Annotated in this window: 19 protein-coding genes and 1 tRNA gene; 15 read left to right on the forward strand and 5 right to left on the reverse strand. The window is 57.9% G+C overall.

Going from position 1 to position 19,047, the window contains the following annotated elements; all coding sequences use genetic code 11:
• Positions 1 to 30 precede the first annotated feature (30 nt).
• Entirely contained in the window at positions 31 to 1,278 is a 1,248-nt protein-coding gene (locus tag GUC32_RS00255; protein WP_049204735.1) for an MFS transporter, read from the reverse strand.
• A 217-nt stretch (positions 1,279 to 1,495) separates the two neighbouring features.
• Between GUC32_RS00255 and GUC32_RS00260 the strand changes: the two genes are divergently transcribed.
• On the forward strand, positions 1,496 to 2,488 hold the full coding sequence (locus tag GUC32_RS00260; protein WP_141996941.1) for an acyltransferase: 993 nt from the start codon (positions 1,496 to 1,498) through the stop codon (positions 2,486 to 2,488).
• On the opposite strand, the gene GUC32_RS00265 is transcribed toward GUC32_RS00260, so the two are convergent.
• The 3 genes from GUC32_RS00265 to GUC32_RS00275 form a co-directional block, all read right to left on the reverse strand.
• Complete coding sequence (locus GUC32_RS00265; protein WP_197837350.1) at positions 2,483 to 3,406, reverse strand: GlxA family transcriptional regulator; 924 nt, start codon at positions 3,404 to 3,406, stop codon at positions 2,483 to 2,485. The genes GUC32_RS00260 and GUC32_RS00265 overlap by 6 nt on opposite strands.
• A gap of 2 nt (positions 3,407 to 3,408) precedes the next feature.
• A complete protein-coding gene (locus GUC32_RS00270) occupies positions 3,409 to 3,960 on the reverse strand; it encodes an isochorismatase family protein (RefSeq protein ID WP_369435482.1) in 552 nt (183 codons plus the stop codon).
• Between the two features lie 100 nt (positions 3,961 to 4,060).
• Positions 4,061 to 5,449 (reverse strand): amidohydrolase family protein, encoded by a 1,389-nt coding sequence (locus tag GUC32_RS00275; RefSeq protein ID WP_049209015.1) that lies wholly within the window; start codon positions 5,447 to 5,449, stop codon positions 4,061 to 4,063.
• Positions 5,450 to 5,656: 207 nt separating this feature from the next.
• Between GUC32_RS00275 and GUC32_RS00280 the strand changes: the two genes are divergently transcribed.
• Together GUC32_RS00280 and GUC32_RS00285 are read left to right on the forward strand one after the other, a co-directional pair.
• Positions 5,657 to 6,277 carry a nucleotidyltransferase domain-containing protein gene (locus tag GUC32_RS00280; protein WP_149570662.1) on the forward strand — a complete coding sequence of 207 codons (621 nt, stop codon included), beginning with the start codon at positions 5,657 to 5,659 and terminating at the stop codon, positions 6,275 to 6,277.
• Positions 6,228 to 6,668: a DNA-binding protein gene (locus GUC32_RS00285; protein WP_149570661.1), complete on the forward strand. Its 441-nt coding sequence runs from the start codon at positions 6,228 to 6,230 to the stop codon at positions 6,666 to 6,668. The genes GUC32_RS00280 and GUC32_RS00285 overlap by 50 nt, the downstream gene beginning before the upstream one ends.
• Before the next feature lie 6 nt (positions 6,669 to 6,674).
• Here the strand turns inward: GUC32_RS00285 and GUC32_RS00290 are convergent, their stop codons facing one another.
• Positions 6,675 to 7,529, reverse strand: a complete 855-nt coding sequence (locus GUC32_RS00290; protein WP_149570660.1) for a LysR family transcriptional regulator — start codon at positions 7,527 to 7,529, stop codon at positions 6,675 to 6,677.
• A gap of 210 nt (positions 7,530 to 7,739) precedes the next feature.
• Between GUC32_RS00290 and GUC32_RS00295 the strand changes: the two genes are divergently transcribed.
• From GUC32_RS00295 to GUC32_RS00350, 12 genes are all read left to right on the forward strand, one after another.
• Positions 7,740 to 8,855 (forward strand): cyanate transporter, encoded by a 1,116-nt coding sequence (locus GUC32_RS00295; RefSeq protein WP_342590425.1) that lies wholly within the window; start codon positions 7,740 to 7,742, stop codon positions 8,853 to 8,855.
• A gap of 75 nt (positions 8,856 to 8,930) precedes the next feature.
• Entirely contained in the window at positions 8,931 to 10,274 is a 1,344-nt protein-coding gene (locus tag GUC32_RS00300) for an esterase-like activity of phytase family protein (protein ID WP_025304806.1), read from the forward strand.
• A 98-nt stretch (positions 10,275 to 10,372) separates the two neighbouring features.
• A tRNA-Sec gene (locus tag GUC32_RS00305) sits at positions 10,373 to 10,467 on the forward strand.
• Positions 10,468 to 10,629: 162 nt separating this feature from the next.
• On the forward strand, positions 10,630 to 11,802 hold the full coding sequence (locus tag GUC32_RS00310; RefSeq protein ID WP_237651431.1) for an integrase arm-type DNA-binding domain-containing protein: 1,173 nt from the start codon (positions 10,630 to 10,632) through the stop codon (positions 11,800 to 11,802).
• Between the two features lie 30 nt (positions 11,803 to 11,832).
• The gene (locus tag GUC32_RS00315) at positions 11,833 to 13,692 is read left to right on the forward strand and encodes a DEAD/DEAH box helicase (RefSeq protein ID WP_237651432.1); all 1,860 of its coding nucleotides are present in this window, start codon (positions 11,833 to 11,835) and stop codon (positions 13,690 to 13,692) included.
• On the forward strand, positions 13,689 to 14,111 hold the full coding sequence (locus GUC32_RS00320) for a hypothetical protein (protein WP_130054968.1): 423 nt from the start codon (positions 13,689 to 13,691) through the stop codon (positions 14,109 to 14,111). The genes GUC32_RS00315 and GUC32_RS00320 overlap by 4 nt, the downstream gene beginning before the upstream one ends.
• A 930-nt stretch (positions 14,112 to 15,041) precedes the next feature.
• A complete protein-coding gene (locus tag GUC32_RS00325) occupies positions 15,042 to 15,305 on the forward strand; it encodes an AlpA family transcriptional regulator (protein ID WP_241168028.1) in 264 nt (87 codons plus the stop codon).
• Positions 15,305 to 15,517 (forward strand): hypothetical protein, encoded by a 213-nt coding sequence (locus GUC32_RS00330; protein ID WP_225528312.1) that lies wholly within the window; start codon positions 15,305 to 15,307, stop codon positions 15,515 to 15,517. The genes GUC32_RS00325 and GUC32_RS00330 overlap by 1 nt, the downstream gene beginning before the upstream one ends.
• On the forward strand, positions 15,504 to 16,049 hold the full coding sequence (locus tag GUC32_RS00335; RefSeq protein ID WP_101452798.1) for a host cell division inhibitor Icd-like protein: 546 nt from the start codon (positions 15,504 to 15,506) through the stop codon (positions 16,047 to 16,049). The genes GUC32_RS00330 and GUC32_RS00335 overlap by 14 nt, the downstream gene beginning before the upstream one ends.
• Positions 16,046 to 16,309 carry a hypothetical protein gene (locus GUC32_RS00340; protein ID WP_101452799.1) on the forward strand — a complete coding sequence of 88 codons (264 nt, stop codon included), beginning with the start codon at positions 16,046 to 16,048 and terminating at the stop codon, positions 16,307 to 16,309. The genes GUC32_RS00335 and GUC32_RS00340 overlap by 4 nt, the downstream gene beginning before the upstream one ends.
• Positions 16,306 to 16,641: a DUF5375 family protein gene (locus GUC32_RS00345; RefSeq protein WP_237651434.1), complete on the forward strand. Its 336-nt coding sequence runs from the start codon at positions 16,306 to 16,308 to the stop codon at positions 16,639 to 16,641. Before GUC32_RS00340 ends, GUC32_RS00345 begins: the two co-directional genes overlap by 4 nt.
• 11 nt (positions 16,642 to 16,652) lie before the next feature.
• A complete protein-coding gene (locus tag GUC32_RS00350) occupies positions 16,653 to 18,986 on the forward strand; it encodes a primase-helicase zinc-binding domain-containing protein (protein ID WP_237651435.1) in 2,334 nt (777 codons plus the stop codon).
• Positions 18,987 to 19,047: the final 61 nt, after the last annotated feature.

Genomic DNA, 19,047 nt, shown 5'->3' on the forward strand with positions numbered 1-19,047 from the left:
GGAAACCGGACCGGCGTTTTATCGTCGCGTTTACACCGCGCCGGTCGGCTGCGGTGTGGGGTCGCCGTTGCGGCGTTTGCCGAGGAACAGCGCCACCAGCGTCAGCCAGCACAGGCCGCTGATGAGGTTGAACAGGTTGAACAGCCCGCTGCCGCCCCAGACGTAGGCGACCTTGGCCAGCTCGATGCCGACGGTGAATACCATCATGCTCAGCATGCCCATAGTGGCCGACACCGTGCCTTTGCTGACATTGCTGGAGAACAGCGTCAGGCGGTACAGCCCGGCGTTGGCGAGGCCGATGCCGAAAGCGTACAGGCTCAGGCCGGCGGTCATCCACAGGTAGGCGTGGCTGGAGAACTGGGTTGCCAGCGCGGCGATCAGCAGCCCCAGCAGCATCGGGCCCGCGCCCAGCTTGATCAGGCGCTCCACGCTGTTTTTGCCGGTCAGGCGCGCCAGCGTCAGGTTGCCGAGGATCAGCGCGCCGAACACCGGGATTTGCAGCAGGCCGTAGTCCAGCGTCGACAGCGACTCACCGCTGATCAGGATCACCGGTGACTGGGCGATCCAGGCCAGCAGCGGCAGGCTGGCGAAACCGATCGCCAGCGCGCCGCACAGGAAGCGGCGGTTGCCCAGCACCTGGCGGTAGTCGCGCCACAGGTTGGCGGCGGAAAACGCCTCGCCCTGCAGCGTGGCGGTTTCCGGCATGGCTTTCCACAGGCCGTAGAAGGCGATGGCCGCCAGCGCCGCAAACAGCACGAACATGCTCTGCCACGGCGCGACGTGGATCAGCGCCGCGCCGGCCAGCGGCCCGAGCAGCGGGGCGATCAGCGCCACGTTGGCCATCAGGGCGGTGATTTTGATGCACACCGATTCTTCAAACGACTCCTGGATGGTGGCGTAGCCGACCGCGCCGATAAAGCACAGGCCGATGCCCTGCAGGAAACGCATGGCGATGAACTGCTCGATGGTGGTGACCAGCAGGATCGCCAGGCAGGAGACGATAAAGAACGCCACCCCGGCCAGCATCACTGGGCGACGGCCGCGGCGATCCGACAGCGGCCCGAGCAGCCACTGCAGGAAGATGCCGCCGGCCAGATAGGCGGTCATCGAGGTCGGTACCCACTCTTCGCCGGCGTTGAAATCCGCCACGACGGCCAGCATGCCCGGCTGAATCATATCGTTGCCGATATAGGTGGCGAACTCGAACAGCACCAGACAAAGAGGGAATAAAAGCGCCTGCCGGCCCAAACGTGCCGCAGGTGGTAATGTCGTTTTCATATTATTGTACTGATAGTAAAAGAGAAAAAGGAACTGCCAGGGCGGGAAGCGCAAACTGAGCGAGTTATGGCGGCTATTTTGCCGCCAATTGTTCACCTTCGCAATCATAAGGTGTTGTTTAAGTGCATTCTGATATTTCGCTTTTGGGTTGTCGCCGAACGCCGTGCCCGATAACCTCTTCTTAACATATCAATATGACACAAGATCGGGCGAGCGTTTGAGCGAGAAAATCGGCTGGATAGACAACCTGCGGGCGATGGCGTGCATGATGGTGGTGATGATCCACGCCACCACCTATTACGTCACCAACGGCGCGGCGATAGGGCTGCACAACTGGGATATCGCCAACGTGCTGAACTCGCTGTCGCGCGTATCGGTGCCGCTGTTCTTTATGATTTCCGGCTACCTGTTCTTCGGCGAAAAGAGCGCCGGCCGCCGGCATTTCACCCGCATCATCTGCTGCATTCTGTTCTACAGCGCCATCGCGCTGATCTATATCGCGGCCTTTACCAAGATCGGTTTCTGGCCATCGCTGCGCGGCATGTTGCAAAAGCCGGTGTTCTATCATCTGTGGTTTTTCTACGCCATCGCGGTGATTTACCTGCTGTCGCCGCTGATCAGCGTCAAACCGGTGTCGCGCTACGCCCTGGCCGCCGCGCTGGTGGTGTTGGCGGTGATCGCCAACCCGAATACCGACAAGCTGACCTTCGGCAACGCGCACCTGCTGCCGGTTAACCTGTATATCTACGGCGATACCTTCTACTACCTGCTGTATGCGCTGGCCGGGCGGGCGATTGGCATGATGGAGGCGCGCGGGCGCGCCGTGGGCTGGCTGGCGGCATTGGGATTTGCGCTGTGCGTGGCGCTGATCGCTCGCGGCACCAAACACCAATTGTTCATCAACGGCAACTTCGCCGATACCTACTACATCTACAGCGGCCCGCTGGTATTTATGGCGGCGGTGGCGCTGCTGGTGTGGGTGAAACACTGTTTGCCGCAGCCGATCGGCTGGCTGAGCGCGTTCTCCCGCCATTCGCTGGCGATCTACGGTTTTCACGCCCTGATCGTCAACGTGATGCGCAGCCGGCACCTGGACTTCACCGGCCACCCGCTGCTGGATATCTTCTGGGTGTTCGGCGTGGCGCTGGGGCTCAGCCTGCTGCTGTCTGTCGGCCTGCAGCGGCTGGATACCCGCCGGCTGGTGTCATAGCGGCGAGTGCTGGCGCTGCTGGGCGCGGCGCAGCTGCCGCCCGGAAGAAAAACCGGCCGCCAGCGCGGCCTTCTCCAAGCCATACCCTTGCTGCAGGCGCTGTTGCGCCACCGCCAGCCGCAGCTGCTCATGATATTCCCGCACGCTGATGCCGACGTGGCTGCGAAACAGCCGCGCCAGGTGGCGGCTGCTGACGTGCGCCTTCTCCGCTATCTGCGGCACCGACCAGTCGGCCTCCGGCTCGGCGGCCATCACGTCCTGCGCGCGGTGCACCGCCGGGTGCAGGTGGTTGCGGTAGCGCAGCCAGGGCGACAGCTGCGGATCGTCCCCGGCGCGGCGGAAATAGACCACCATATCGCGGGCGACGTCGCGCGCCCGGCCGGAACCGCAGTGGCGGTGGACCAGGTGCAGCGCCAAATCGATGCCGGTGGTGATGCCCGCGCTGGTGTAGACTCCGCGATCTTCGACGAAGATACGGTTCTCTTTCACCTGCGCTGCCGGCGCCTGCCGGCGGATACGTTCGATGACGTCGTGGTGGGTAGTGCACTGATAGCCGTCGAGCAGCCCGGCCTGCGCCGCCAGCAGCGCGCCGGAACAGATGCACACCAGGGTGATGCGCTGCCGCTGCAGGTCGGGCCGCAGCGTCGCCAGCCAGCGGCGCGCCTGCTCGGCCTCTTCCCCGGCGAAATAGCGCTGCGAATCGCCGACGCCCGGCAGCACCAGGATGGCACCGTCTTCCAGGCGCTCGGGCAACGGCTGCAGGCCGCTCAGCGTCATGCCGATGGAACAGACGACCTGCGGCGCCGGGCTGAGATAACGCAGGGTGAACTGCCCGGCGAGGCGCAGGGTTTCCGCCGGGCCGCTGACGTCCAGCAACAGTACGTTGGGCAACAGCAGAAAATAGACGGCCTGCGACATGATTACTCCTGTGCGAGTTGCGCCAGCGCCTCATCCACGCTGGCGATGCGGGCGAAACGATCGACCAGTACGGTTTCAGTATGCCGCTTCAACTGCGCGGGGGTAAAGATTTCACCGTCGGGATGGCGCATCGGGAAGGTTAACGTCGCCTCGGTGACGAAAGTCACCCGATAACCGAGATCGGACGCCACCCGGGTGGTGGTTTCGCAGCACTGCTCGGTGCGGATGCCGGAGACGATCAGGTGGTTGATATCCCGCTCGCGCAGCCAGGCGTCGAGGCCGGATTCGGTCAGCGCATTGTGCACATGCTTGTGTACGGTGATATCCGCCTGGTGGGTGAGGAACGGCAGGCGCTGCACATGGCCCGAAGCCAGAGAGAACGGCCCTTGCGGCGAAACGTGCAGCACGTCGACCAGCGCTGCGCCGTGTCGTTGGCAGCCTGCGATCAGGCGCGTCAGCGCCTGTTGAAACGCCGGCAGATCGTCCTCCTGCCAGAATGGACGGTGCTGGAATGATTGCTGGACATCGATGATCAATAACGCGCTTTGTGACATTTTCGGCCCTCCATCAGTGTGTGTAGCGACCATCTTGCGCCGCGCCTTACTCTGGCAGAAGGCCAAAAACGGCCATCATGATGACAACAGCGGACCGACCTTAGGCTTTGCTTACCTGACCGGCGACCAGGCGCCCCTGATGGAAGGTGGCGCTGCGCGCCGGCAGACGGGCGACCGCCTCGGCGGAACAGCTGGCGTTGACCAATACGAACTCGGCGGCATCGCCGGCTTTCGGCCAGGCGCGTTGCCCCTTATCGTCCAGCGGCAGCACGCCGCCGGTGGAGATGGCCATGGCACGCGACAGGTGATACTCGTCGGAACCGCGGTACAGCTGGGCGTACAGATTGGCCTTCTCCAGGATGTCGCCGGTGCCGAAAGGCGACCAGTGGTCGATCACGCTGTCGGTGCCGGTCATCACGAACACCCCTTTCTCACTGAGCTGCGGCAGCGGCATCATCAGGCCGCCGATCGGCACCGTGGAGGCGATGGCGATCTGCTGCGCCGCCAGCCGGGTGGCGGTTTCCGCCAGTTCGCCCGGCGTCAGCGTGGTCAGGGCGAAAGCGTGGCTGATGGTGACCTTGCCGCGCAGCGCCGGGTTTTTCTCCACGGTGGCGATCATGTAGTTAATGGCGGCGACCCCAGCCGGGCTGGTTTCATGCAGGTGGATATCCACGCCTTTGCCGGTATCGAGGGCGATCTGGAACATGGCGTCGAGCGATTTCTCCATCGCACCGTCGACGTTGGTCGGATCCAGCCCGCCGACGTACTGCACGCCCATCTGCATCGCTTCGCGCATCAGCGCGTCGACCTTGGAGTGCAACAGACCGTGCTGCGGGAAGGCGACGATTTCACAGCTAAAATCCGCCCGGTGGTTTTCCAGCGCGCGCTGCAGGTGCTCCAGGCTTTTCAGGCCACTGACCGGATCGATATTGCAATGGCTGCGCGCCACGGTGCTGCCTTTGGACTGCAGCAAGGCGATCAGGTTTTCCGCCCGTTGCTGCGAGGTGGGCAGCAGTTTCGGGATCAGCGTCTGCTCCAGCGCGATCATGTCCATGATGGTTTTGCCCTGGCGCGGGCGCGGCGCCTGCCACGGGCCGCTGTAGAAGGTTTTGTCCAGGTGGATGTGCATATCGCGAAATGCCGGCAGCAGCAGCCGGCCCTGCGCCTTATAGCGGGGCACGCCGGCCGGCAACGCGGCGTTGGCGGCGTGAATGGCGGCGATCTTGCCGTCTTTGATCTCCAGGGTGTACAGCGCGGTGCGGGTGCCGATCACCGTTTCGCCGTCGTATTCAAAGCCGTCTTCCAGCCGCACCTCACTCAGGCAGTAGTGACGATCGGTCAGGGTCATCGGCGTTGGCGCACACGGCTCGCCGCCAGGCGAAGCGGCCTGCGCCATGCCGCCGGTCAGGCCGATCACCGCGCAGGCGGTGGTGAGTTTGCCGGTTTGGCTGAGGAAGGCTCTGCGGCCCGGTTGCTGAGGATTTTCCACGTTCGGTTCCTTAATCCAGAGGTGAGGGAGTGAAAATATCCCCCAATTTAGGAGAGGAACCGACCGGTTGGCAGCGACATTTGCCACTGGTGACTATTCGATTTGGTAATGATCGGCGTCTGCCGGCGGAATGGTGCTCTTGGCTTGCTCTTTCGTAGCTTTAATGGCTACATTTGTAGTCATTAAAGCTACATTGAGGTCAGCGTGATGCACGATCCGATGCTCGAATTACTGTTCAGCGAATACCGTAGAAAAGTGCTAAGCCTGCTGTTTATTGAAGCCGGGCAGGCGTTTCATGTGCGAGAAATTGCGCGGCGCACCGCAACTCAGGCCGGGACTTTACATAAAGAGTTGAGCCGGCTGGCTGAAGGCGGCATCTTGCTCAGGAAGCGGCAGGGCAACCAAATTTGCTATCAGGCTAACGCCGATTGCCTGATTTTTCCCGAGCTGGCGGCGATTTTCCGCAAGACCTGCGGCCCGGCTGCGCGCTTACGGCAGGTGCTGGCAGGATTTGGGGAGGACATTGAACGGGCTTTCATCTTTGGTTCCGTCGCCAGTGGCAAAGCGACGGCGGCCAGTGATATCGATGTTCTGATCGTCGGTAAACTGTCTTTTGCGGATGTAATTCAGGCGGTTTATCCGCTGCAGGCAACGCTGGGTCGGGAAATTAACCCCAAACTGTACTCGCCGGAAGAGTGGCGAGCGGTTTTGGCCGAGAACTCCGCGTTTATTCAGGACATTATGCAGAAACCCCAACTCTGGATTGCGGGAGACAAGGATGACGCTGGACAATCTGGTCGGGCTGGGACTGGAGGTGATAACGCCTGACGCGGGGGCGATTAAAAAACTGCTGGCCGCTGCCGCTCGCAACCGACGCGATGCGGGTATCACTCAGCTCAGCAATGAGAGCCGTTTCGACACGGCATATAAAGCGGTCATGCAAATGGCGAATGCCGCTTTGCAAGCCAAAGGATACCGCACGCTGACCAGCAGGCCTGGTCATCACCAGACCATGATCCAAACGTTGCCGCTCACTGTAGGGTTGCCGCGCGAGGCAATGATCTGCCTGGATGCATTGCGAAAACAGCGCAACGTGGCGGATTATTCCGGCGACTTGGTGACGGACGCGGCGGTACAAGCTTGCCTTGAGCAGACAGAAGCGCTGTGGGTACGGATTATCGACTGGCTGCAGCGCGAATATCCGCAGATAGTGGCGTAAGCGGTCTCATTTCAACCCGCAAAACACCGTTAGCCGCTGGGCCAGCGCCAGCGTGGCGGCAGGGGCGCCGTCGCGGTAGTAGAGCGCCAGTTCGAAGCTGTCTATCGGCGGCAATCCTTCGGCTCCGCCCAGCACCCGGTGCGCGGGCAGACGGCAGCCGGCCGGCAGCAGGGTGACGCCCAGCCCGGCGGCCGAAGCGGCGGTCAGCGCCGCCAGGCTGGCGCTGCTGTAGCCGATGCGCCAGCGTTTGCCGAGGTTGTCGAGCGCCTGGCACAGCTCGTCGCGGTACAGGCCGTTGAGCGGAAACACCGCCAGCGGCACCGGCGATTGCTCGATGGCCGGGAAGGCCAGGCTGTCCAGCCACAGCAGCGGTTCCGGCCGCGCGGCGCGCGGCGGTTGCCGGCGGCGCTGTTTCACCAGGATCAGATCCAGCTCTTCACGCGCGTAGGCGCTGTGCAGATCGGCGCTCAGGCCGCTGGCGACGTCCAGCCGCAGGTGCGGGTGCTCACGGCTGAAGTCGGCCAGCAGCTCGGTGGTGGGCACGGCGAAATCCTCCGGCATGCCGATCCGCAGCACGCCGTCGCGCCAGATGCCGGTCAGCGCGTCGTGGGCTTCTTCATTCAGCGCGATAATGCGGCGCGCGTAGCTCAACAGCTTGACGCCTTCTTCGGTCAGCAGCACCTGATGCGAGGAGCGCTCAAACAGCGGCTTGCCCAGCATCTCTTCCAGCCGGCGCACCTGCTGGCTGACGGTGGACTGCGACAAAAACACCCGCTCTGCGGCGCGGGTGAAGCTGTTGCTGTCGCACACGGCGACGAAGCTGAGCAGCAGCTGCGGATTGAACATCGGGTAGCGATTCATTTTCCCACTGTTGGCTATTTTATTATTTAATTTCCCAATACTAGCGGCGTTGCCTACAGTAACGCAACGCTGCGGCGATCGCGCTGTGACGCCGCACTCTTCATTTCGCAGTACCAGGAATATGCCGTGTTAAATCATTCTGTTAATTCACCTTCCCCGCGCCGCTGGCTCAACCCTCTGCTGCTGGCGCTGGTGTTGATCGGCCTGAACATGCGGCCGCTGTTGACCTCGATCGGCCCGTTGCTGCCGACGCTGCGCCAGGTCACCGGGCTGAGTTTTGGCGGCGCGGCGCTGTTGACCACGCTGCCGGTGCTGATGATGGGGCTGATGGCGCTGGCGGGCGGCACCATCAATCGGCTGTTCAGCGAACGCAGCGCCGTGACGTTGAGCCTGCTGGCGATCGGGCTGGGCGCGCTTTGGCGCGAACTGGCCCCCGGCAGCGTGCAACTGCTGATGAGCGCGGTGCTGGGCGGGCTCGGTATCGGGGTGATCCAGGCGGTGATGCCCGGCATCATCAAGCATCACTTCCTTAAAAGCATGGCGCTGGTGGCCGGGCTGTGGTCGGCGGCGCTGATGGGCGGCGGCGGGTTGGGGGCGGCGATCACCCCGTGGCTGATGAGCGTAGGGCACGACTGGCACAGCGCACTGGCCTGGTGGGCGTTGCCGGCCCTGGTGGCGCTGCTGGCCTGGTGGCCGGTCAGCCGCGGGCTGTCTCGCCTGGGCGCGGCGGGCGAAAACCGCGGGCCAGGCCTGCTGCGCAACCGGCGCGCCTGGCTGCTCGGCGCCTATTTCGGCCTGATCAACGGCGGTTATACCAGCCTGATTGCGTGGCTGCCGCCGTATTACATGCAGCTCGGCTGGCAGCCGCAGGCCAGCGGTTCGCTGCTGGCGCTGATGACCTTCGGCCAGGTGGTGGGCGCGCTGCTGTTGCCGGCGCTGGCGCGCAATCATGACCGGCGGCCGCTGCTGTTGCTGGCGCTGATGATGCAACTGATCGGCTTTATCGGCCTGATTTATCTGCCGCAGACTCTGCCGTGGCTGTGGGTGTTGCTTTCCGGGCTGGGGCTGGGCGGCGCGTTCCCGCTGTGCCTGGTGCTTGCGCTCGATCACCTGCACCAGCCGGCGGCGGCCGGGCGGCTGGTGGCCTTTATGCAGGGCGTCGGTTTCCTGCTGGCGGGCGTCACGCCTTACCTTTCCGGCCTGCTGCGCGACTACAGCGGCGGCTTCGTGCTGGACTGGCAGATCCACGCGCTGCTGGTGGTGGTGCTGATCGCCATCACCTGGCGCTTCCATCCGCACAGCTACCGGCGGGCGTTCGCCGAATAATATTTCTGTCATTGCCGCTCCCTATAGTGACGTTGCTTTTACTTCTGGGCGATAACAACGAAAAGGGACAATGACATGCACAACACCAAAACCCGGTTGGCGCTGCTGGTCGGCTGCATGGCGCTGAGCGCCAACCTGTGGGCCGACGCGCAGCCGGTGCAAGCGACGCTGGCCGGGCATGCGCTGCTGCCGGTGAAATCCGCCGTTTCCACGCCGAAGGACGCGCCGAGCGATCTGCAGCAGAGCGGCAAATACACCAGCGGCAAACGCGTCACCGAGCTGGGCAGCGTGGCGGGCAAATCCGCCGATCGCCTGACCGGCCTCGGCCTGCCGATCGACGGCCAGCCGCTGCAGGGCCACTCCGGCATCAAACACATGCCCGACGGCACCTACTGGGTGCTAACCGACAACGGCTTCGGCAGCAAGGCCAACTCCCCGGACGCCATGCTGTACCTCAACCACTACAAGATCGATTTCAAAGACGGCACGGTCGCGCCGCTGAAGACGGTGTTCCTGCACGATCCGGATAAAAAGGTGCCGTTTCACATCATCAACGAAAGCACCGAGAAACGTTATCTGACCGGCAGTGATTTCGATCCTGAAAGCTTCCAGTTTGCCGATGATGCCTTGTGGATCGGTGAAGAGTTCGGGCCTTACCTGATCAAGGCCGACCTGAACGGCAAGGTGCTGGCAGTGTTCGACACCCAGGTAGACGGCAAGGTGGTGAAATCGCCGGACAACCCGACGCTGACCCTGCCGGGCGCGCCGGACGGCAAGCAGAACTTCCAGGTGGCGCGCTCCAAAGGCTTTGAAGGCATGGCCGCCTCGCCGGACGGCAGCAAGCTGTACCCGCTGCTGGAAGGGGCGCTGTGGGACGGCGAGCAGTTCGAGAACGTCGGCGGTAAACGCTACCTGCGGGTACTGGAGTTCGACGTCAAACAGCAGGCCTGGACCGGCCGCAGCTGGCAGTACGTGCTGGAAGACAACCAGAACGCCATCGGCGACTTCAACATGATCGACGCCACCCACGGGCTGGTGATCGAGCGCGACAACGGCGAAGGCACGCCGGATAAAGCCTGCGCCGCCGGCGCGCCGACCGACAACTGCTTCAGCCAGGTGGCCAAGTTCAAGCGGGTGTATAAAATCGCCTTCTCGGACGCCAACGTCGGCAAACCGGTCGAAAAACTGGGCTATATCGACCTGATGAACATTCAGGATCCGAACAAGCTGGCGCGCAAGCCGCTGAACGACGGCGTGCTGACCTTCCCGTTCTTCACCATCGAGAACGTGGACGTGGTGGACGCCAACCACATCATCGTCGGTAACGACAATAACTTCCCGTTCTCCTCCAGCCGCCAGCCCAATATGGCGGATGACAACGAGTTCATCCTGCTGGACGTGAAGGATTTCCTGAAGTAGCGCTCCCCGGCCGCCGAATCGCCGGCGGCCGCCATTTCCCGCTTAGCGCAACGAACAAACTGCGCTATAATCAGCGCCTTGCTTCTTCTCTTCTCCAAGGAAGATCCTCGTCCCCGGTGGGGCGGCCGGACTTCAAATCCGGTTGGGGCCGCCAGCGGTCCTGGGCAGGTTCGACTCCTGTGATCTTCCGCCAAAGCTTGTCCGGGTAGTTCCTAATCAATCCATAAAAACACAATAAATCAATGGATTGATTGAGGTTTCTGTCCGTATAAGTCCGTGTGCTACTGCCTGAATCCGTGAAAAATGTGTATAGTGATGCGTATAGAGTTTTTATACACAGAATCCACTTATACACATGCTCCTAACTGACATACAAATTCGACGCTCCAAACCGCAGGAAAAACCCTACACCCTCAACGACGGCCAAGGTCTATCTCTTCTTATCAATACTGATGGGAGTAAAGGTTGGCGTTTTCGCTATCGCTATGCCGGAAAAGCCAAGCTAATGTCCTTTGGTACCTACCCGTTGGTAACGCTGGCCGACGCGCGAGAAAAGCGCGGAGAGGCCCGTAAGCAGGTTGCGAATGGCATTGATCCAGTAGCCGAGAAAAAGGCGCAAAAGCTCGCTCAGAAGCTTTCTGTCGAGAACTCTTTTGAAGCTATTAGCCGTGAATGGCACACGAACAAGGCTGACCGGTGGACTCTGGCTTACAGAGAAGAAATCATGCGCACCTTTGAGCAGGATGTGTTTCCGTATATTGGTCAACGCCCCATTGCCGAAATTAAGCCGTTAGAGCTGCTGGAAGTGCTGCGGCGCATTGAGAAGCGTGGGGCATTGGAGAAAACCCGTAAGGTACGCCAGCGCTGCGGAGAGGTCTTCCGTTACGCAATTATTACCGGCAGAGCGGAGTACAACCCAGCACCAGATCTCGCCAGTGCGCTGGCTGTGCCTAAGCAAAAGCACCATCCGTTCCTTTCGGCTGAAGAACTGCCTTACTTTGTTAAGGACTTGGAAGGGTATACCGGCAGCATCATCACGAAGAATGCAGCGAAGATCGTTATGCTGACCGGCGTCCGCACGCAAGAAATGCGCTTTGCTACATGGGAGGAAATTGATTTTGAGCGGGGTATCTGGGAGATTCCCGCCGAGCGCATGAAAATGCGCCGCCCGCATTTGGTGCCACTCTCCACACAGGTGATTGAGTTGTTTAAGCAACTAGAACCGATCACCGGTCACTATCCTTACATTTTCATTGGACGAAACAACCGTAGAAAGCCTATAAGTAAGGAAAGTGTGAATCAGGTAATAGAACTGTTGGGATATAAGGGACGAGCAACTGGTCACGGTTTCAGGCATACGATGTCCACTATCCTGCATGAGCAGGGTTTTGAGTCTGCATGGATTGAGATGCAGCTAGCGCATGTAGATAAGAATAGCATTCGTGGTATCTATAACCATGCTCAGTATCTTGACGGCAGGAATCGCATGCTTCAATTTTATGCCGACCAACTATACCCCAGGAAATAATTATTAGTTAACTAATTAAGGGTGATTAAAATGTCTTATTTTTTTGATACAGCAGTAAATATCGAAGGTAATACCAAGCTTAGAGCTCCGCAGATCGAAGCCTATATAAAAATAAAAGACTTCTTCAGTGATGTGGAAAATAAAGAAGCTCTAGTTGTCCTACCTACAGGCACAGGGAAAAGTGGCCTTATCTCAATAGCTCCGTTTGGCGTTGCACATAAAAAAGTTTTAATTATCACCCCAGGGCTTATCACAAAAGATAGCATCAGAAAAACCCAAGAAGTTCTCGCTGATAATTTTTGGGTAAACTTCGATGTTGTATTTAGCAGTAAAGACATACCCATTGTTAATGAATATTCTGCTGAGTTATCAGACGAACACCTTTTAAGTAGTCACATTGTTTACTCTAATATACAAAAGGTTTCATCAACTCGCGATAATGCATTAATCAATAGGGTTCCTTCGGATTTCTTTGATTTAATTATTATTGATGAGGCTCATCATGCACCTGCTCAAAGCTGGCGTGATACGCTCCGTTATTTCTCTAATGCGAAAGTACTTCACGTAACAGGAACGCCCTACCGGGGAGATAATCAGGAAATTCCTGGAGTAAAAATCCATGAAACACCTTTGTCTGAGGTCATGAGAGATAAATATGTAAAATGGTTAAGAAAAGAAACAGTAAATGCGCATGAGTTATTTTTTTCAACTCCAGAGCAACCCGGTGTAAAATTATCTAAAGAGCAAATATTAATGCTTAAGGATAAAGAATGGATTGAAAAAAGTATCGCATTATCTAAAGAGTGCTCTTTAGATGTTATAGACCATAGCATTAGTAAACTCAGAGAACTTAAAGAGGCCTCGCCAAACGTTCCTCACAAGATTTTAGCTGTGGGTTGTAGTATCGCTCATGCTGAAGATTTACTTACTTGGTATAAAGATAGAGGCATGACTTCTGTAATAGTACATAGTGAAATGGAACAAAATGAATTAGCTGATGCATTAATGAAAGTTGAACATCATCAGTGTGATGTTGTCATTTCCGTTAATATGTTAATGGAAGGCTATGACCATAAATATTTAACTGTTCTTGCTATATTTAGGCCATATAGAAGCCTTAATGCTTTTGCTCAAGTCGTCGGTCGTATTTTACGAGTTATTCCTGAATCTGAAATCAAACATTTCGAAATTGATAATAATGGAATAGTGATTTTTCATGAGGAAATAGGCTTGAATGTCATGTGGGAAAATTTCCAGAATGAGGTAGAAAAAGCTCGTAGAGCGACTGTACGCGAGTATACGTTCACTGACAGAGACTATGTTGAAAGAGACAACGAATTAGCAGGAGTAGAAAGTGAAAGCGTTTATGTCAGTGATAAAGACTCTTACTTAAATGACATTGATTTCAATGCATTATTCGAACAAAAACGCCATGAGATAAGCGATTCAGTAAACCAGCAAATAGAGAAAATTAGACTGTCTGGCCTAGACCTTCCAGAGGATACATTAGAAGAGTTACGCCAGAAATTAGCAGAAAAAGAAGTTCAGAAAGCTGCTGAATACATTGACCCTGAGTTAATTGAGAAAAGACCTCACCAAGCAAGAAAATTAATGAGGGATATTCTGAAAACACGCACTCAAGATGCGGCATCTAATCTACTGATTGATAATGGTATTGGTGAGAAAAGCTCAGAGCTTTATCCGATTTTTAGCCGTTACATGCCATATTTAAAGACAACTGAGGCTAATGATGCTATATTAGTAAGATATGTTTTTCTAAAGCTAGCCAAAGCTTATGGCCCAGTTGATAAGCGAGATAACAAAGCCCTTCTCCAATCGATTAATGATTTAGATAAGGTTCTCGCAGAAGTTGAGAGGATGATTAAATGACAAACTATACTCAAATCATGAAAGAGATTAATAAAATAATTTCTTTTTGCATGGTAAAAGGGGTGCAGCCTCATGAGTTGGTTACATCTATTTTTGAGCGTGAGTATCAACACATCGAAACTTATAAGAAAGGTGAGCTAGTTCATTTCATTTTAACTTATTCAGATATTCATGATGATGGTGTCAATTTAATTAAAATGAAATATGTCTATAACGATAGACAACAATTACTATCGATTGCTCAAAAAATTGATTCCTCAAGCTATAAGATCCAATGGGATCGCAGTGAAAAGCTTGATGCACTGCTCAGTAACTTGGCATCGCAGTTGCCTAAGAACAGTTCGATTATCGGTCAACTTAGAGAGGCGATTCCTGATGATTTTAAAACTATTTTTTATCCAGTTTTAAAAGTTGCCTGATAGTTCAGCTCCTTCATATCAAAGCCGCCAGCTGGCGGCTTTTTCATACTCGCCACCATCGCACCTCAGACGCACCACGCGCGCACGATCACAACCAACCACTAACGAACCAACATCAACCACGCCCGCGCCGTTACAACGCACTCAGACAATAATTATTAATATTAAACACCACCGCTGGCGCGCAATGCTATCCCCGCCTCGCCTGCCCGCTTTATGTGTCGCTTTTCATGCAGGTGCATGAGAGACCGCAGGCCGCGCTGCTACTGGTGTGGCAGGGGATAAAAAATGCATTTTCTTGCATGCAAAATCATGCACTCTATGCATGCACGCGTTCTTTGACACCCGCTAGCCAGGAAAAAGGCTGTTTTTGGGGGAAGGATAGGGGGCGCGTGATGGAAGCGGGCGTGATTATCCCATCATAGCGAGGCCCGTGATGGGGTCTTGCGCCGCCTTTCTTCCCGCCAGCGCTTTCGTTGTAGCCGCCTCAGATATTGACTGCAAAATCACCTTTGCGGTTTTAGTTCTTCTTTAAACTCTTCACTACTGTTCACTTGGATAAAAAATTAGTTAAATCAATAAATAAAACTGTGATGAGTCATTTCCTCACTCATCACCCGGTGTTCACTGCTGTTCACTCGGCTAAAAAGGCCCTTTTCTCTGGCTAGCCTGGGGTTGTGCCTGTATGCCTGTTTCTGCCTATTAATAAACGGCTATTCATGGCTCGTTCATTTCTTTGGGTTTGCCAAGGCTTGCCAATAAAGGTCAATATTAACCTATATGCCCATTTGATTGAAAAATAGGCATAAAAGCTGTCCCACCACACAACAACACCTTGTTGCCACCCCGGTAAATATTCACATAATAGGGCGCTACTGAAGTTCACACAGTCCCGGCCAGCGTTGGCCGGACACAAAGAGGTAGCGTTTTATGTTGACCGTTTCCACTTCCACCCCATTCACCCCGTCGCCGGTGCTTCCTGGCGGTTACACCCCGCGCGAACGTTTTATTCGCCTGCCGGAAGTGCTCTACACCACCGGTCTGTCCCGCTCCACCGTGTACGAGATGATGAGTCGCCGACAGTTCCCGGCTCAGGTCTCCCTTGGCGGTAAAAACGTCGCCTGGCTGGCCTCCGAGGTCGAACAGTGGATGGAAGAACGTATTGCCAACCGTCATCAGGGGAGCGCCAAGTGATGCAGTTAACCCTCGGTCGGCACAGTTTTACCCTGAGCGATAATGACGCCCGGTTTGTAGCGGAAGCCATCTTGTTGCAGCGCAAACACCCGGATATCGTCTTGCCTGAGCACCGCAGCGAAAAACACGGTGTGATTTGCCTGGCGAACCGGCAGGCTGAGCTGCGTCGTATCTGTGCCGACGAAGTGGTTGATCACAATGCGATCGATTGAACGTCCGGGTGCGTCTTACGGCTTGCCCCCACGTCCGGCTCTGCGCTATAGTCCTCCCGCTGTCGCAAAATCGGCAGCCGGGCGTAGGAACCCGTGTTACTTATTGGCGACACAACACGCGCCAGGCGTGTTTTTTTATGTCGTGGCCTTAGTGCGCTCATTTTTTGCGCGGTGGATGTTATGCTATCGCAGCAGTCAATCAATGGTGGCTCAGGCGGGGCAGCCTTCGGGCTGGCCGGTTTCCAATAAGGCCGGTATTCCTACCCCCGTCTGGGCTACCACCCATAAGTGTAGGAACTTCGGTGGTAGCAATAACCAATACTTATTGGAGGCTGCCACCATGGCTACGATCCTCACCCCGACTCATCCTACATTCTGCTTTCTGTTTGCGGCCGTGCGCCGGTCTGCGCTGACGGCTTCGCCCCGTATGGTGCGCACCGTGGCGGATAGCGAACGCAATGCCCGCCGCGTGCTGGCCCGTGATTACGTGTTGTCCTTTGCCGGTCGTCTGCCGGTTAAGGCGGCAGCATGAACACCCTGGCCGACCGCTACTACCGCGACACCCATTACCCTATCCCGCACGCCGATTTTCTGCGTCTTCAGCATGCGCACGCCACCGGCGTGCTGTTCCTCGACCTGCTGGACACCCTCGACCTGGGCGGGCAGCGCCCCGATGCCACGCAACTGGCATCGTTTGCCTCGGTCATTGCCCTGCTGACCGACCAGCTCGGCCACGTCGTCAACACCTGTGAATCCCAAATCCTTGCCCGCATGGAGGCCACCGCCGCATGAACACCTCATCCTGTTTACCGATTGAAGTCCGTTCCGCCGTTTTCCGTCGCGCCGTGGCGCAAGCCTATCTGGACACCTTCGCCTTTTACCGGGTGAGCCTGGGTTACACGCTGGACGAGCTGCAGATGACGATTGCCCTGCGTCTGGAAGGGCATTTTGTGCGTCAGTACGGTGCGGAGGATGGCATGGACATGGCGTGCACGATGTTGAGTGACATGGTGCAGCCGGACGTTCTGGTGGCCGCGCCACGCCTGACTGCGCTGGGGCAAAAGATGATGGACGAACTGTGCTGCGAGCGCCTGTCGGCGGCACAGAACGCCACCGTACACTGAGGAGAGAAAGGATGAGCGCCCACTTCGTTTCCCAGACCGTACGCACCGCCACCGGCCACTGGCCGGTGATACTCCCGGCCCTCGGCATTGCCTTGCAGCCGAACGGCAAGCCGCAGCCGTGTCCAACCTGTGGCGGTAAAGACCGTTTCCGTTTCGACAACCAGGACGGGCGCGGCACCTGGTTCTGCAATCAGTGCGGGGCCGGTGACGGCCTCAACCTGGTGGAAAAAGCCCTGTCGCTGTCAGCAAAGGCTGCTGCCGAACAGGTGGCCGCCGTGATGGGGAGTAACACCAACGCTCTGTCACCGGCCGCTGAGACCGCTCATTCACCACAAGACAAAGCCAAGGCCCAGCACAAGGCCGCGCGACAGGCACAGGCTCTGGTGGCCGCCGCTCAATGCAAAAGCGGCAACGCCTACCTGAGCACCAAGGGCTGGCCGGAGGTGGACACCCTGACCTTGCAGGGCCAGTCGCTGCGCGTCGGCGGTATCACCTTCCAGCCCGGCGAACTCTTGCTGCCGCTGTACAATGCCGGGGGAGAAGTGGTTAACGTGCAGCTGATTAACGCCGCCGGTGACAAGCGCATGCTGGCAGGCGGGCAGGTGAAAGCCGCCTGCCACATTCTGAACGGCCCGGACAACGCGGTTATCTGGCTCACCGAAGGCTACGCCACCGGCCTTACCGTGCACCGCCTGACCGGTGAGACGGTGTGCGTGGCACTCAGCGCCAACAACCTGGCGGCGGTGGCGGAGCAGCTGCGCAGTCATTACCCGGATGCACGGTTGCTGCTGGCGGCCGATAATGACCGAAACGGCACCGGGCAGACCCGCGCCGCCGAGGTGGCCACCCTAACCGGCGGCACTCCGGCACTGCCGCCCACGGAAGGCGACTGGAACGACGTTTACTGTCAGCAGGGCGCTGAGGCCACACGTACGCAACTCCAGGCGCTCAGCCAGCCGCCGCAGCCGAGCCCGTTCGACACGCTGAGCGATGCTGACCTCAAAGCCATGAGCGCCAGCGAGAAAGCCGAGCTGTTGGCCGAGCACTACGGCAACACCCTGGCGGTGCCGCCGGTGGGGGAAGAACTCTGCCGCTATACGCGCGGTGCCTGGCAGGTGCTGCCACACCGGCAACTGAGCCGGGAGATTGCCGCGTTGTTCCAGAAGGTGCGCGCACCGTTCTCCGCCGCCGGTATCAACAGCATTTTGGACACCCTCAAGCTGATGGTGCCGCAGATGGGCGAGCCTGCTCGCCGGTTGATTGGTTTTCGTAACGGGGTGTTTGATACCGTCAGCGGCCAGTTCAGCGCTCACCGGCAAGAACACTGGCTGCGCACTGTAAACAGCGTGGACTACACGCCGCCGCGCGCCGGGGAGAACCTGGCCGACCATGCACCGCACTTCTGGCAGTGGCTGACGCGGGCCGCCGGGGGCAACCACGATAAACAGGAGCGTATCCTCGCGGCACTTTTTATGGTGCTGGCCAACCGCTACGACTGGCAGCTGTTCCTCGAAGTGACCGGCCCCGGCGGCAGCGGCAAGAGCGTAATGGCGGCCATCGCCCGACTGCTCGCCGGGGCCGATAACACCACCGCCGCCACCATCGACAACCTGGAGTCGGCACGCGAACGGGCTTCGGTGGTCGGCTACTCGCTGATTATCCTGCCCGACCAAGAGAAATGGAGCGGCGACGGAGCAGGCATCAAGGCCATCACCGGCGGCGATGCAGTCGCCATCGATCCCAAATACCGCGATGCCTACGCCGCCTACATCCCGGCGGTGATACTGGCGGTGAACAACAACCCGATGCAGTTCAGCGACCGCAGCGGCGGTGTCTCCCGGCGTCGAGTGATTATTACCTTCCCGGACGCGATACCGCTGGCCGAGCGAGACCCGCAGCTGTTGGACAAAATTACTAATGAGCTGGCGGTCATTGTGCGCCACCTGATGCAGCGCTTCGCCAACCCGAACGAGGCCCGTGAACTGCTCCAGGCGCAGCAAAGCTCTGATGAGGCGCTGACCATCAAACGCCAGGCCGACCCGTTGGTCGACTTCTGCGGTTACCTGACGGTGCTGGGTGCGCCGGAAGGGATGATGATAGGCAATGCCAACATTACCCCACCGAACCCGCGCCGTTACCTGTACCACGCCTACCTGTCGTTTATGGCGGCACGCGGCTATCAGCATGTGATGAACCTGACGGCGTTTGGCCTGGCGGTGCCGCACACGCTGAGGGAGTATGAGAAAACCCTGCTTAAACGTAAAACCCGGCTGGGGATGCAGACCAATGTGGTATTGAGTGAAGAGTGCGAGGCGGACTGGCTGCCGAAGTGCGGTACGGTGTGATGATCGGCCGGGCCGATCAATCGCCCTTTATTGATCTGCCGAACCCATTGGACGCTCAATC

Origin of the sequence: Serratia sp. NGAS9, assembly GCF_009905295.1 — a bacterium.
Lineage (GTDB): Bacteria > Pseudomonadota > Gammaproteobacteria > Enterobacterales > Enterobacteriaceae > Serratia > Serratia bockelmannii.

What these genes read in the sequence shown, in the direction of transcription:
- GUC32_RS00255 (WP_049204735.1), bottom strand. Translation starts at nt 1,278, where the DNA reads ATGAAAACGACATTACCACCTGCGGCACGTTTGGGCCGGCAGGCGCTT.
- GUC32_RS00265 (WP_197837350.1), bottom strand. Translation starts at nt 3,406, where the DNA reads ATGTCGCAGGCCGTCTATTTTCTGCTGTTGCCCAACGTACTGTTGCTG.
- GUC32_RS00270 (WP_369435482.1), bottom strand. Translation starts at nt 3,960, where the DNA reads ATGTCACAAAGCGCGTTATTGATCATCGATGTCCAGCAATCATTCCAG.
- GUC32_RS00280 (WP_149570662.1), top strand. Translation starts at nt 5,657, where the DNA reads ATGCACGATCCGATGCTCGAATTACTGTTCAGCGAATACCGTAGAAAA.
- GUC32_RS00285 (WP_149570661.1), top strand. Translation starts at nt 6,228, where the DNA reads ATGACGCTGGACAATCTGGTCGGGCTGGGACTGGAGGTGATAACGCCT.
- GUC32_RS00290 (WP_149570660.1), bottom strand. Translation starts at nt 7,529, where the DNA reads ATGAATCGCTACCCGATGTTCAATCCGCAGCTGCTGCTCAGCTTCGTC.
- GUC32_RS00295 (WP_342590425.1), top strand. Translation starts at nt 7,740, where the DNA reads ATGCGGCCGCTGTTGACCTCGATCGGCCCGTTGCTGCCGACGCTGCGC.
- GUC32_RS00300 (WP_025304806.1), top strand. Translation starts at nt 8,931, where the DNA reads ATGCACAACACCAAAACCCGGTTGGCGCTGCTGGTCGGCTGCATGGCG.
- GUC32_RS00310 (WP_237651431.1), top strand. Translation starts at nt 10,630, where the DNA reads ATGCTCCTAACTGACATACAAATTCGACGCTCCAAACCGCAGGAAAAA.
- GUC32_RS00315 (WP_237651432.1), top strand. Translation starts at nt 11,833, where the DNA reads ATGTCTTATTTTTTTGATACAGCAGTAAATATCGAAGGTAATACCAAG.
- GUC32_RS00320 (WP_130054968.1), top strand. Translation starts at nt 13,689, where the DNA reads ATGACAAACTATACTCAAATCATGAAAGAGATTAATAAAATAATTTCT.
- GUC32_RS00325 (WP_241168028.1), top strand. Translation starts at nt 15,042, where the DNA reads ATGTTGACCGTTTCCACTTCCACCCCATTCACCCCGTCGCCGGTGCTT.
- GUC32_RS00330 (WP_225528312.1), top strand. Translation starts at nt 15,305, where the DNA reads ATGCAGTTAACCCTCGGTCGGCACAGTTTTACCCTGAGCGATAATGAC.
- GUC32_RS00335 (WP_101452798.1), top strand. Translation starts at nt 15,504, where the DNA reads ATGCGATCGATTGAACGTCCGGGTGCGTCTTACGGCTTGCCCCCACGT.
- GUC32_RS00340 (WP_101452799.1), top strand. Translation starts at nt 16,046, where the DNA reads ATGAACACCCTGGCCGACCGCTACTACCGCGACACCCATTACCCTATC.
- GUC32_RS00345 (WP_237651434.1), top strand. Translation starts at nt 16,306, where the DNA reads ATGAACACCTCATCCTGTTTACCGATTGAAGTCCGTTCCGCCGTTTTC.
- GUC32_RS00350 (WP_237651435.1), top strand. Translation starts at nt 16,653, where the DNA reads ATGAGCGCCCACTTCGTTTCCCAGACCGTACGCACCGCCACCGGCCAC.